At 64.9% G+C, this 13,523-nt stretch carries 11 protein-coding genes; 5 read left to right on the top strand and 6 right to left on the bottom strand.

Annotated elements, in window-relative coordinates:
* Nucleotides 1-4 precede the first annotated feature (4 nt).
* Both HK108_RS04285 and msrB read right to left on the bottom strand, forming a co-directional pair.
* Nucleotides 5-538, bottom strand: a complete 534-nt coding sequence (locus HK108_RS04285) for a GNAT family N-acetyltransferase (RefSeq protein ID WP_181270596.1) — start codon at nucleotides 536-538, stop codon at nucleotides 5-7.
* Nucleotide 539: 1 nt separating this feature from the next.
* Nucleotides 540-989: a peptide-methionine (R)-S-oxide reductase MsrB gene (gene msrB, locus HK108_RS04280; protein WP_139908177.1), complete on the bottom strand. Its 450-nt coding sequence runs from the start codon at nucleotides 987-989 to the stop codon at nucleotides 540-542.
* A gap of 156 nt (nucleotides 990-1,145) precedes the next feature.
* On the opposite strand from msrB, the gene HK108_RS04275 reads away from it, so the two are divergent.
* Nucleotides 1,146-2,345, top strand: coding sequence for an alpha/beta hydrolase family protein (locus HK108_RS04275; RefSeq protein ID WP_139469807.1), 1,200 nt, complete (start codon nucleotides 1,146-1,148; stop codon nucleotides 2,343-2,345).
* A 10-nt stretch (nucleotides 2,346-2,355) separates the two neighbouring features.
* Here HK108_RS04275 and HK108_RS04270 read toward each other — a convergent pair whose 3' ends face one another.
* Both HK108_RS04270 and HK108_RS04265 read right to left on the bottom strand, forming a co-directional pair.
* On the bottom strand, nucleotides 2,356-5,061 hold the full coding sequence (locus HK108_RS04270) for a penicillin acylase family protein (protein ID WP_181270595.1): 2,706 nt from the start codon (nucleotides 5,059-5,061) through the stop codon (nucleotides 2,356-2,358).
* Nucleotides 5,062-5,095: 34 nt separating this feature from the next.
* Entirely contained in the window at nucleotides 5,096-5,974 is an 879-nt protein-coding gene (locus HK108_RS04265; protein WP_181270594.1) for a DUF817 domain-containing protein, read from the bottom strand.
* Nucleotides 5,975-6,440: 466 nt separating this feature from the next.
* Between HK108_RS04265 and HK108_RS04260 the strand changes: the two genes are divergently transcribed.
* Complete coding sequence (locus HK108_RS04260; RefSeq protein ID WP_181270593.1) at nucleotides 6,441-7,982, top strand: N-acetylmuramoyl-L-alanine amidase; 1,542 nt, start codon at nucleotides 6,441-6,443, stop codon at nucleotides 7,980-7,982.
* A 28-nt stretch (nucleotides 7,983-8,010) separates the two neighbouring features.
* The gene (locus HK108_RS04255; protein WP_181270592.1) at nucleotides 8,011-8,685 is read left to right on the top strand and encodes an NAD(P)-dependent oxidoreductase; all 675 of its coding nucleotides are present in this window, start codon (nucleotides 8,011-8,013) and stop codon (nucleotides 8,683-8,685) included.
* 10 nt (nucleotides 8,686-8,695) lie between these two features.
* On the opposite strand, the gene HK108_RS04250 is transcribed toward HK108_RS04255, so the two are convergent.
* Nucleotides 8,696-9,271, bottom strand: coding sequence for a hypothetical protein (locus tag HK108_RS04250; protein ID WP_181270591.1), 576 nt, complete (start codon nucleotides 9,269-9,271; stop codon nucleotides 8,696-8,698).
* 31 nt (nucleotides 9,272-9,302) lie between these two features.
* A complete protein-coding gene (locus tag HK108_RS04245; protein WP_181270590.1) occupies nucleotides 9,303-10,145 on the bottom strand; it encodes a L,D-transpeptidase family protein in 843 nt (280 codons plus the stop codon).
* 60 nt (nucleotides 10,146-10,205) lie between these two features.
* On the opposite strand from HK108_RS04245, the gene HK108_RS18635 reads away from it, so the two are divergent.
* Together HK108_RS18635 and leuA are read left to right on the top strand one after the other, a co-directional pair.
* A complete protein-coding gene (locus HK108_RS18635) occupies nucleotides 10,206-11,501 on the top strand; it encodes a DUF6636 domain-containing protein (protein WP_219922136.1) in 1,296 nt (431 codons plus the stop codon).
* Between the two features lie 193 nt (nucleotides 11,502-11,694).
* A complete protein-coding gene (leuA, locus tag HK108_RS04235) occupies nucleotides 11,695-13,458 on the top strand; it encodes a 2-isopropylmalate synthase (RefSeq protein WP_181270589.1) in 1,764 nt (587 codons plus the stop codon).
* Nucleotides 13,459-13,523: the final 65 nt, after the last annotated feature.

Genomic DNA, 13,523 nt, shown 5'->3' with positions numbered 1-13,523 from the left:
TCGGTCAGCCGGCCGGGCGCTCCATCGGGGTGTGCTCGATCCCGTCCTCGTCGAAGCGCGGACCGTTCGGGGCGAAGCCGAGGGACGAGTACAGCCCCTCGAGGTGCGACTGCGCATTGAGCGTCAGCGGGGCAGTCGACCAGGCGTGGACGATGTCGCTGAGCAGTCGGCGGCCCCAACCCTGCCCGCGGGCGTCGGGGTGGGTGGCGACACGACTGATGCTGCGTGCTCCCGGCCTGGCCGCCGGTCCGTCGGGCAACTCCGCCGGCAGCAGACGGGCATAGGCCCATGGCGAGGGGTCGCGTCCATGCTCGGCGCCGTGAGTGTCCGACATCGCCGTGGCCGGTCGAGGGTAGAAGAAATGCAGAGTCTCCGGCAGTGAGTCCACCCCATCGGGGTCGAGGAACACGCACTCCTGTTCGACGACGAAGACCCGTGAGCGCAGCTGCAGAATTCCGTAGAGCTCCGTGGGCCGGAGCTCGTCGAAGTTCTTCACGACGAGCTCGGTCGCCTCGGTGCGCTGAGTGTCCGTCGCCACCTCAGCTGTCCGCAGCGTCGGTGTTGAGCTTCAACGAGATCGAGTTGATGCAGTAGCGCTGATCGGTGGGAGTGCCGTAGCCCTCGCCCGAGAAGACATGGCCCATATGCGAGTCGCAGTTCGCGCAGCGGACCTCGACGCGTTCCATGCCCATCGAGGTGTCGCGGATGTAGCGGACCCGGTCCTCGGCCAGAGGCGCGTAGAACGACGGCCATCCGCAGTGCGAGGCGAACTTCGTATCGGAGGGGAACAGGTCGGCTCCGCAGGCCCGACACTGGTACATCCCGGCTGCCGTCTCGTCGTTGTACTCGCCGGTGAAGGGGCGTTCGGTCGCGCCCTGGCGCAGCACCGCGAACTCCTCGGGAGTGAGCACGTCCTGCCAACGGATCTCCTCAGCCGCGGCCCCCTCGTTCGTCGAAGTTCCAGCGTTGATATCTGATGACTGAGTCATCGTGACCTCCGGTCTCTGTCAGTGACGGTGATTGCGGCGAGGAGGAGAAGATCTCCGCCCCTGGTGAGCGCAACAGCGAGTGACACTCGCTCATTCCGCACAACAGCGTTTGGTGCCTGATCATTCCGTAGGCAACAATGAACACAGGAGGTTTTCATGGTCCGCGACACGAAGTTCCCCGCCCGCCTGCTCGCCGCCGGTATCGGCGTCGGCGCCGGACTCGGTGCCCTGATCTCTGTGGCGTCGTCGGGTCTGGCCGCCTACTTCGCCCGCAAGATCATCGTTCCGGAGAACGCCCCGGAAGAACTCGACATCCTGCACATCGACGGTTTTCCGCCGAATATGCGCATTCAGCTACCCGCCGATGAGGAGACCACGGTGCCCGGCACCTATGGTCTCTACTTCAACCAGGGTTCGGGACATGCCGTCGTCGGCGATATCGTCGAGTACGATCCCCGCTCGCGCACCGTCTCCCGAGAGATCCTGTCCGTCACCCGCGGCGATATCCGACGGGCCTGGCGGGGACGGTGGACCGGAGTCGTCTATCCTGATCCGATCGCTGCCGGAGTGAATTTCGACGACATCGAGATTCGCTCCGACGCCGGTGACCTGCCCGCGTGGCTGCTGCCGACCGACCATCCGGAACCCCACGACACCTGGGCGATCCTCATCCACGGCCGAGCCAGCACCCGCGCCGAGGGACTGCGCGCCGCTCCCGTGCTCAACACCCTCGGGGTGCCCTCGATCGCGATGTCTTACCGCAACGACGCCGAGGTGCGGGTGGAGACCACATCTCGCTACGGGCTCGGCGACACCGAATGGATCGACGTCGACGCCGCCATCGACTTCGCGGTCGAACACGGAGCGAAGAACGTCGTGCTCTTCGGCTGGTCGATGGGCGGAGCCATCGCCCTGCAGGCGGCCTCCCGCGGACGCAACCGCAGGTTCGTCACCTCACTGGTCCTCGACGGACCCGTCGTCGACTGGGTGAACGTGCTCGACGGGCAGGCGAAGAAGAACCTGCTGCCGACACCGATCGCCAAACTCACGCTCGAGATGATCACGCAGCCATGGGCGCGGCCGATCACCGGGCTCGAGACCCCGCTCGATCTCGATCGCATGGATTGGGTGACCCGTGCCGCCGAACTCGATGTGCCGGTTCTGCTCATCCACTCCGATGACGACGAATTCGTCCCCTCCGGCCCCTCCCATGCGCTGGCAGGTGTCAGACGGGATCTGGTCACGATGCCGTCATACGGCAAGGCCCATCACACGAAGGAATGGAACATCGACCCGGTGCGCTGGGAAGACGATGTCGCGAACTTCCTCGAAGCGAAGATCCTGCCCAAGGACTGAAACCCCGTTCTCACGGCTCGAGAGTGAGTGTGTCCTCTGCCGCCGCAGCCACGGCTTCCTTCGAGTACGGCCATGGTCGATTGACATTGGCGGCCCAATCGTTCGTCTGATCGTCGTAATGCGGGTGGAAGGCATGCCCCGACGCGCCCGTGAGGTTGATCCAGTTCGAGGCGTCGAAGTTCGACAGATCGACCGTCTGGCGCATCGACGGCACCCAGTTCGTCTCATAGCCGACCGAGGCATCCCACCCGGTGGCATGGACGACGCCCGAACCGCCGGAGACCTCATAGGGGCCGCGGTTGAACAGCTTCTCCACCGGTGTGATCCCGGATTCGCCGAGGCTGGCGTTGCGGATCGTCAGGCGGTGCAGGATTCCCCACCGCCACGTCACGGGCTCCGGTCCCAGCAGGTCCTCCGTCTCCGCCCACGCCGTCTTCATGGCCTTGCGCAGAGCCTCGTCCCGACCTTCGACGCCCTTGCCCGACCACCACTGGGAATCCGGGTCTTCGAGCAGTTCCGAGAGCACGAGGTACCACCGTGAACCGCCGGCGGGGGACACCCCGTCGGGAAGCTTCGAGCTGATGGTCTGCTCGAGCAGCGTCTTCGTGAGCACATTGAAGTAGGCGGCGCCCGCGCTGTTCGCGGAGTCGAAGCCGTTCCAGCTCTTCAGCAGCTTCTTCGCCTCGAGGATGTCCTCGTCACCATGGGAGTGGATCTTCACCGCTTCGGGTACGAGCTTCGCGGCGAACGGATTCTGGTCGTCGTTCTGGATCTCCGCCATGTCCATCGGCCGCAGCTTCCGGCCCTCGTCGACCGCGTCCTTGATGCGTTTCGTGATGCGGCGGGCGCGATCCCCGTAGTCGAAGTCCTCACCCAGCTGCACTGTCTCACCGGGGACGGCGACCGGGTTGTTCGCGGTGACGATCCATCCGCGTTCGGGGTTGTACAGGTGTGGGAGATCCTCGAAATCGACCCAGCCCTGCCAATCCTCGTCGGATTTCCACCCGCGTCGGGGCACGGTGCCGTCGGCCTTGCCTCGGCGTGGGATCATTCCGGGGGCCTGATAGCCGATGTTCCCGGCGACATCGGCGTAGACGAGGTTCTGGGAGGGCACGTCGAACAGGGACGCCGCGTGCCGGAACTCCTGCCAATTCGTGGCCTTGTTGATGGCGAACACCGCCGAGGCGGTCGTACCCGGACGCAGAGCCGTCCAATCGAGGGCGAGACCGTAGTGCTCCTCGGCCGGTCCTGACTTAGGGTCGTGCGAATCCGCCCCGGTCGTCGCATCGAGTGCTTTGCGATACGTGCCGTCGAGCTTCGACACGAGTGGGCCGTTGCGGGTGGAGCGGATGGTGATCTCGCGTCGGTCCTCGCCCGCGACCTCGATCGTCTCCTTGCGCACCTGCAGCGGTTCGTCTCCGTCGTCGTGGATGACCTTCCCGTCGCGGATCTTCTCCACGACGAGGTCGGTGACATCTGCGCCGAGGTTCGTCAGTCCCCAGGCGATCGACTGGTTGTGGCCGATGACGACTCCCGGCAGTCCGGAGAAGGAGAAACCGGTGACGTCGAAGGGGCAGGCATCGGTGACCTTCTTGCATCGCAGTCCCACCTGGTACCAGACCGAGGGCATCGCCGGGGCGAGGTGCGGGTCATTGGACAGCAGCGGTCGACCGGTGTTCGTGTGGTCCCCGGAGATCACCCACGAGTTCGACCCGATATCGTCGCTGTTCTGTCCCAGCGTCGGCGGCAGCGATGTGAGCGTATTCCGCAGTTCGAGGAGATCATCGGTGGGGACGGCCGCCTCGGTGTCGGTGTTCCCTGTTCGGGGTGCCTCGGTGACGGTGCCTCCGGCATGTGCCTCATCGTCCTCCCGTGCACGGTCGTCGACTCGCGGCTTCTGCTCGACGTCGTCGCCGCTGCGGTCCTTCGGTGCCTTGTCGCCGGCTCTGCCGCCGAGGATCGTCGGACGCGTGGCATATGGGTAATCCGGATAGAGGTCGCTCATCTGCTCGTCGGTGAGCTCCGTGCCGAGGATCGACCGGTCGATCTCGTCTTCGAGGTTCGATCGCAGATCCCATGCCATGGCCTTGAGCCAGGCGACGCTGTCGACCGGAGTCCATTTCTCGACCTCGGTGCTGCCGGTCTCGAGGCCGAGGACGGCGTATTCGAGGGACAGCTCGGTGGGGGATTTGTCCTTGAGATAGGCGTTGACGCCGTCCGCGTAGGCCTCGTAGTAGCCCAGACTCGTCTTGTCGAGCTTCTTCACCTCCTGCTCGGCGACCTTCCGCCAGCCGAGCGTGCGGATGAAGGTGTCGGTGCCCAGCTGGGATTTGCCGAAGAGTTCGGAGAGTCGTCCCGAGGTGACGTGTCGGCGGAAGTCCATCTCCCAGAACCGGTCCTGAGCGTGGACGAACCCCTGAGCCAGGAACAGGTCGTGGGCGGTTTCGGCCTCGATGGTGGGAACACCCGATTCGTCACGGTGGACGGTGACCGGCGCGTCGAGCCCCGGCAGCGAGATCTCGCCGTCGGTGGTCGGGAAGGAGCGACGGACGAGGAACAGTCCGACGAGGGCGAGGATGAGGGCGAGGACGAGGACTCCGGCGATGACGCGCAGCAGCACACGAGCACTGACCGACAGGTTGGGACCGCTGGTTGGGCGGAGCACCTTGAGCAATGCGCTCGATTCCTTCTCATTCTGCGCATCGGGTGCCGCCATGAGTCTCCTTCGGCCGTCCTGGAAGTTTCGGTTCTCAGCAAGTATAGGTGTCAGGAGGCTCGGGTCTGTGGACCTCAGGCGGCCTGGGTCTGTGGACGAAGGTCACGAGGACGACGGAGATCATCATGAGCAGGAACCAGGCCACCAGCTTCGTCAGCGGCACCAGGTGCCAGCCGTCGTCCTGACTCGGATACAGCCAGGCACCGGCCGCGGTCCCGATGTTCTCGGCCACCCAGATGAAGAAGGCGACGAGGAGGAAGGCCAGCAGCACGGGCATCGTCAGTGTCCTGCGATGGATATGGAAGTACATGCGGCAGCGGAAGAAGACGACGACGGTGGCCAAGACGAGGAGCAGTCGGAGGTCGACGATGAAGTGGTGGGTGAAGAAGTTGAGGTAGATGGCGGCGGCGATGATCACGGTCAGCCACCTCGGCGGGTAATGGCTGAACCGCAAGTCGAAGAGACGGTACACGCGGACGATATAGGAGCCGACGGCGGCGTACATGAACCCGGTGAACAGCGGTACTGCGCCGATGTGGAGGACCCCGCCGGGGGCGTAGTTCCATGAACCCACGGCGGTCTTGAAGATCTCCATTCCGGTGCCGACGATGTGGAAGACGATGATGACGATGAGCTCGCGACCGGTCTCGAGTCGAGCGACGAGCATGCCGATCTGGATGAGTACGGCGAGGATGACGAGGAAGTCGTTGCGGGCGATGGCCGCGTCATCGGGGTAGAGCCAAGCGGTGAGGATGATCGCTAAGAGCATGAGAGCACCGAAGAGACACGCCCACGCCTGTTTGATTCCGAAGGCGAGGAACTCCCGCATCCCGGCGGGGACGCGGGGGAGAACGCGGTCGGCGAAGGCGTCGAGGACTGCCTCGAGTCGAGTGAGTTCGCGGCGATCAGCCATATGGGTCCTTCGACGACGGGGACGCGGGGAATGTGGAGTGCCAGCGTATCGCGCGAGTGGGCCGGGCAGTCGGAGCGGGCAGTGTGACATCGCCGTGTCCGAAGGAGGTGAAATTCTGAATAGAACTTGCGAGTCACCTTCACAGAAACTGGCAATGCCGTTAATCTGTGCATCAGTGTCGCAGGAGTGCTGCGACGCAGCGGCGCCGACAAGGCAGTGTCGACGGCGACGCGAACCCATTGGCGTCCGTGATAACCAGAAGGCGGACAGACTGCAGAGGAAGCAGCCCCGATGAAACCGATCCGACTTGTCACCCCCGCACTGGCTGCGGTGCTCACCGTCACTCGACGGCGGGGGCCAGCCGCAGCCCGCGCCGACTAACGCGCCGACGAAGGAATCATCCGATTCGGATACACCGACGGAGCCTGCAGCGACCAAGGCAGCGGACTCCGCGGACGCTCCCCAGGTGAGCCGGAACGCAGGATCGACGACGAAGACGTATTCGGCCACTCCGGCAAAGGTCACAGCACTCAAACTCAAAGACTCCGAAGTCAATGTCATCGGAGCCAAGTGGACGGGAGACGACCCACGTCTCGAACTTCGCTACCGCGACTCCGGCGGCTGGTCCTCGTGGGAGACCCTGCCGGCCGACGACGGTGCCGGCCCTGACCGTTCCTCGGCTGAGGGCAAACAGGTCCCTGCAGCGGCTCAGGAAGGACGGACAGAAGCCGTGCCCGTGGTCGACTCCACCTCGGTGGAGATCCGTGCGACAGCGAAGAACGCCGACACGAATGACCTCGCAGTGACCAACGTCGCAAGCCCCGTCACCGGCGCCGACGCGGCCGCAGTGAAGAAGTCCGCCTCGGTCACCGCACAGAAGGCGACAACGCAGGTGTCCCACCACGAACTGAGGGCGAACATCGTCACCCGCCGCGAATGGGGCGCCGACGAGAAGCTCGTCCGCTGCACCACCGACAAGACGTCGACTTCGAAGGGCGTCTTCATCCACCACACCGCCGGATCGAACTCCTATACGAAGGCACAGGCCCCGGGCATCATCCGCGGCTACCTCGCGTACCACACGAAAGAACGAGGCTGGTGCGACCTCGGGTACAACTTCCTCGTCGACAAATACGGAACCATCTACGAGGGCCGTGCCGACAGCATCGATCTGTCTGTGACCGGAGCCCACGCCTCCGGATACAACTCGTACACGATCGGCATCAGCGTGCTGGGCACCTACACAGGGTCCGCGCCGAGCACGGCAGCCCAGAATTCGGTCAAGCGGCTCATCGCGTGGAAGGCCAACCAGTACGCCTTCAACCCGACGGGAAAGATGACGCTCACCTCCGGCGGAGGAAGCACGAGCCGGTATCCCGAAGGCAGGAAGGTCAGCCTCAATGTGGTCTCCGGCCACCGGGACACGAGCTACACCGCCTGCCCGGGAAATGCCTTCTACTCCCGACTCGGATCGATCCGGTCCGGTGCGAAGTCGATGCAGTCCGATGTCGGTGGTTATCCGGTGAAGGGAGCCATCGGCACGTACTACCGGTCGCACTCAGCGCAGACGGGCGAGGCCCGCAGCCTCGAAGGGAAGCTGTCCAATCCGAACGGCGCCTATCAGCGCTTCGCCAAGGGCACCGTGTACTGGTCGTCGAAGACAGGGGCGCACCTGAACAAGGGCGGAATCCGCAACGGGTACAAGCGCGCCGGATACACCAAGGGCTTCCTCGGCTACCCCAGCAGCGATGAGAAGACCTTCAAATACCGCAAGAGCGCCTACTACCAGAACTACGAGAACGGGATGATCACGTGGTCGTCGGCGACGAAGGGACAGCCGATGCGCGGCGAGATGCTCAAGAAGTGGAAGTCCCTCGGCTGGGAACGCAGCAAGCTCGGACTGCCGAAGACGGACCAGTTCTCCTCGGCGGGCAAGATCCGTCAGAACTTCGAGCACGGGTACATGACCTACACGAAGAGTCAGGGCGTCAAGGTCTATCTCACCTGACCGAACGCAGGGGACATAGACTCGCCTCATGCACATCCTCCTCTTCGGCGCCTCCGGTCACGTCGGCACCGGGCTCGCCCAGCAGCTCAGTCCGCAGCACAGAATCACCGGCATCGTCCGCCGCACTCCGGACACGGAGACGGCGTACGAACCGGTGACTGTGCCGGACTGGTTGGACGAGCCGGAGGCGGTCACCTCGGCGCTCGCCTCCAGAGACCTGCCGCCGGTCGATGCCGTCATCGCCGCCATCGGCGGGTGGTACATCGACGAACCGGTGCTCGACCGAGGTCTGGAGAAGTTCGATGCGGACTATGACTCATACCTGCGCGGGCACTTCACAGCCTGTGCGATCTCGCAGTCCCTGGCCACCGACCGGACGAGCGCGATCCGGGGAATCGTCCACCTGGCGCTCAACGGCGTCGCCAGCGTCGAAGCGCTGGCCGGGTCAGGGGCGATCAGCGTCTTCGGCGCCGCGCAGAAGATGCTCATCGAAGTCGCCGCAGCGGAATCGACGAGTGTGGCCTTCCGCGAACTGCGGATCATGGCTCCGATCGGCGGCGATGATCGCAATGATCTGTCCGGGGGAGTCGAAACCGTCCAACTCACCGAGGTGGCCGACGGGATCACCGCGATCCTTGACTCACCCGATCGCTTCGAGGTGAGCACCGAGATCCACGCGAACGCTGGGACCTCTGCCGGCTGACTGCTTCGACTCAGGCGCGGGTGTAGCGGAGGAAGACCTGGTCGTCCTCGGTGCGCACATCGATGAGGCGCAGATCGATCTCGGCCTCGAGCCCGGAGAAGTGGCTGCCGGGAGTGCGGATATAGCAAGGACTCACGCTCAGATGCAGTTCCGCGCCCGGATAGTGCTCGAGCAGCCGGAACGCGAGATTCGGACCGGATTCGCACAGCAGCACCGACTCATCGGTCGGTACCGATTCGGGGGAGGGTGCCGTCGGTAGCGAGGCAGCCACCTCGGTGATCGTTTTTGCTGTGAAGTGCTGGGCACGATAGTCGAGGCCGCGGGCGTCGAGCTCGCTCTGCAGTGCGGTCGGATCGGACTCGGTGAGCACGTGCACGGGGGTGTGCTGCAGCGTTTTGCCTGCGGCGTTGATGACGGGCAGCTGCGGATTCAGCGCGGTGCGGCGGTCGACGATGATCGCGTTCGCGCTGCGTCGCAGGGCGAGGAAGCGCCGGAAGTCGGCGTCCGTGGACACCCCGGTCGACCAGCCGTTCTCGGCGAAGGATCCGTTGATCGACTGGACGAGGGAGAGGATGAGACGGCGCACGGGTTCCTGCTCTTCTGCTTCTTCGGCTCTGCTATTTCTTGACTTCGGGTGCCGGCCCCATGGCGATGCGCGGGTTAGCGTCCGGATCGATGGTGCGCATGATCCACTTGAGGTCCGCCTCGTCGAGGGTGACGCAGCCGTTCGTGCCGGAATCGTGGTCGAGGTGCAGCCAGATTCCGCCGCCCTTGTCCCAGCCCATCGGTCGGGTCTTGTCCGTCGGCGGAGTGCCGGGCCTGCGGTTGTAGTCGATGGCGATGATGTAGTCGAAGACCGATTCGTAGTCCGCCCCATAGGCCACCGTCGCCGAGGAGGGCAGACGATTATCTTGGGTGTACGGCAGGTCGGTGCCCGGGTTCGCCTTGAAACCGCCCGCGTCGCTGAGTGTGAACACTCCGATCGGGGTGGTCTTATCGCCCTCGCGGCGATCCTTCAGCCATCCTTTGGAGCCGTTGTGGGTGTCGAAGGTCTTGAGCTTCTTCCATTTCCTGTCCGTGAACTCATAGAAGCTCAGGCTCGACTTCTCCGAAGCGGCTGTCGGCGAGGTCGCGACGAGGACCTGCGAGGTCTCTGCCGGGATCTGGTCGGTGAACTCCTTCGCCAGACCGGGGACAGGGACGGGGTGGACCGGTCCGGTCGCCTCGGTGGCGGGCTGATCGGATGCAGTCGAATCCGAGTCGGCGCCGGTGGGGGAGTCCTGGGCCGGGGCTGCGAAATCACCGAAGCTCGTCTGCTGTGCCGGAGCGGCGAAACCGGCGGACTCGACCGCCGAGGGATCGTCCGGGCCGTCGTCGGCATCGGCCCCGCAGGCGGTCACCAGCAGAGCGCAGGCGAGAAGCGCGGGTACTCCCGCGCGCCGGAGGACTCCATCGGACATGAGGTCATCATCTCACGAAGCATGAGAACTCGCCGGTAGCGACTATGCGAAAATGACACCATGAGCATTCCACCTGTGCCGAACCATCCTCCGCGCCCCGGGCGTCGGAAGCCGGCCGAGGAGTCTCCGGAGTCGATCACAACCCAGTTGTTCATCGGCGAGGATGAGTCCGCGGCCGCTGATGGCTCCACCCAAGCACTCACTCCCGCAGAACTGCAGAGGCTGCGGTCGATGGTCGAATCCGACGGCACCGATGCCACCGAGGTGCTCAGCCTCGAAGAGCTGCGCGGACTGGCCGCCGCCGATGGATATCAGACGGGAGGGCTGCCGGCCGCGCCGCGCAAGGTGAACTCCGACGATATCGCCGCTGCGGAGGCTCCCTCGGCTCCGAAGCAGTGGAACCCGCTGCCCGGCTCGCAGCCGGCGCCTGCGGACGCGCACCGGGCCGAGCCGCATTCGCAGCAGCCCGAATCACACCCGCATCAGGGAGATCCTCAGCCGCACCAGGGGCAGTGGGGCGGAGAGTTCGGTGCTTCCGGTCATGCCGCAGCATCTCAGCCGCAGGCTGCCGGGCCGGTGCAGTCGCCGGCGGGACCCGATCACGCTCAGCCCGGCACCGGTCGCCCCGCGGGGCCCGGATACGGGCAGGCGGGCCACGCTCCCGCCTACAGCGGTGCCTATGCCGCCGGCTATGCGCCGGGCGGACCTGCCGGTCCCGGAGGACCCGGAGGACCCGGCGGACCAGGAGGACCGGGAGGACCCGGCGGACCGGGGAATCCCGGCGGCCCGCACGACCCCTATGGTCGGCGAAATGATACGAAGAAGGTCCCCGCGTGGCTGTGGGTGCTCGCTGCCATCGCGCTCATCCTTGCCCTCGGCATCGTCGGCTATATCGTCTGGGACTCCACCCAGGGTGACGACACCACCACAGTCGGACCCACGGACGAACCGTCGATCGGTCAGACCGATGATCCCGAGCCGTCCGATTCGGGCAGCTCGAAGGCTCCCGTCGCCGAAGAGACCTTCACATCCCCGTCGGGGAATATCGCCTGCACCATCGACTCCGAACGAGTGCGCTGCGTGATCAAGGACTACGAGTACTCACCACCGGAGAAGCCCGACGACTGCAAGCTCGACGACTGGGGCTCCATCGTCGTGGCGAACAAGGAAGGCTCAGGCTTCTCCTGCGTCGAGGCTCCCGAGAGCAACGGCCCGGCACGTGTCCTCGGCTACGGGGATTCGATCTCCGCGGCGGGGATGACCTGCACCTCCAGCGAAGAGGGCATGACCTGCAAATCCGACGACACCGGAGTCGGATTCAACGTCCGCCGCGCCTCGGTCGACTTCCTCAAGTAGGAGCCGGGAGCCGCCTCGGCGATCTTAGGATGTGGACGGGATTCGGACGGATCGCGGAAGGGGGACTACGGTGATCGTGTGGCTCATAGGTTCCTCCTCCTTCCTTGCCGCGACGAGTCCTGAACGGACAGCACGCTCGTCGCGGAGTCCTCGTATGCTGGTCAAGCGCTGAGAAACTTAAGTTAGAGGAACAATGAAACTGCAGAAGCCTTCTCCCATGCCGTTCGGCAAGTATAAGTCGTTCCAGGACCGCATCGCGCTGGATATGCGCGATCGCACCTGGCCCGACCAGATCATCAGCAAGGCGCCTCGCTGGCTGAGCACCGACCTGCGCGACGGCAACCAAGCGCTCATCGATCCGATGACCCCGGACCGCAAACGCAAGATGTTCGATCTGCTTGTCAAGCTCGGCTTCAAGGAGATCGAGGTCGGATTCCCGGCCGCCAGCCAGGTCGACTTTGACTTCGTCCGCGAGATCATCGAACAGGACGCGATTCCCGATGACGTCCGGATCTCCGTGCTCACGCAGGCTCGTGAGGACCTCATCGAACGCACTGTCGAATCCCTCGTCGGCGCGAAGATGCCCACCGTGCACCTCTACAACGCAACCGCGCCGGTCTTCCGCAAGGTCGTCTTCGGCTTCGACGGAGACGGCTTCGACCAGACTCGCGATATCGCATTGCAGGGCACCCAGGCCGTGATGAAGCACGCCGAGACTCTGCTGTCCGACGCGGACTTCGGCTACCAGTATTCGCCGGAGATCTTCGTCGACACCGAACCCGAGTTCGCCCTCGACATCGTCGGCAGCGTCCTCGACATGTGGCAGCCGGCAGCCGGCCGCGAGACCGTCGTCAACCTGCCGGCCACGGTCGAACGCGGCACACCGAACACCTACGCGGACCAGATCGAATGGTTCTGCCGCAATATGCCCTACCGCGACGAAGTGGCCGTGTCCCTGCACCCGCACAACGACCGGGGCACCGGCGTGGCCGCTGCGGAGATGGGAATGATGGCCGGCGCCGACCGCATCGAAGGCTGCCTGTTCGGCAACGGTGAGCGCACCGGCAATCTCGATCTCGTCACCGTCGCTCTCAACCTGTACACGCAGGGCATCGACCCGGAGCTCGACTTCTCCGATATCGACGAGGTCATCCACACCGTCACCGAGTGCAACCAGATCGGTGTCCACGAACGTCACCCCTACGGCGGCGACCTCGTCTTCACCTCGTTCTCGGGCTCGCACCAGGACGCGATCAACAAGGCCTTCGCCGACCGTGAGAAGAAGGCGAACGCCCAGGGCACCCCCGTCGACCTCATGGAATGGGACATGCCCTACCTGCCGGTCGACCCGAAGGACCTCGGCCGCAGCTACGAGGCGATCATCCGCGTGAACTCGCAGTCCGGCAAGGGCGGAGTGACCTACCTGCTCAAGAGCGAGTACGGACTCGACCTGCCGCGTCGGATGCAGGTCGAATTCTCCCGCGCCGTGCAGCAGCACACCGAAGCCGGCGGCGAGGTCACCGCCGAGGAGATCCGCCGCATCTTCAACTACGAATACCTGCCCGCCGACGACCCAGAGAAAGCATGGGGCCGCTTCCAGATCGTCGGTCTGCGCACGGAATCGGGCAATGTCGACGGTGGCGGCTCATCGGCGGAGCGCATCGAGGTCGACCTCATCGTCGACGGTCAGGAACGCACCTACGAAGGGCGCGGCAACGGACCGATCGACGCGCTGGTGAAGATCCTCATCGACCAGTTCGACGTCGACGTGCGACTCCAGGACTACTCCGAGCACGCCATCGGCTCCGGCGCTGACACCAACGCCGCAGCCTATGTCGAACTCGCCGTCGAAGACCGCGTCGTCTGGGGCGCCGGTCTGCACCCGAACATCACGAAGGCCTCGCTCAAGGCCGTCGTCTCGGCCGTCAACCGTGCGGCTCGCGACCGCCAGAGCTGAGGCTGCGCGGTCGATCTCACAGCAGTCGCTTAAGCGCGGCGGGGTGATTCCCCGCCGCGCTTCAG

It is taken from the genome of Brevibacterium sediminis (genome assembly GCF_013623905.1).
Taxonomy (GTDB): domain Bacteria; phylum Actinomycetota; class Actinomycetes; order Actinomycetales; family Brevibacteriaceae; genus Brevibacterium; species Brevibacterium sediminis.
Note: the sequence above shows the minus strand (reverse complement) of the source record. Positions and strands in the feature narration are given on the sequence as shown.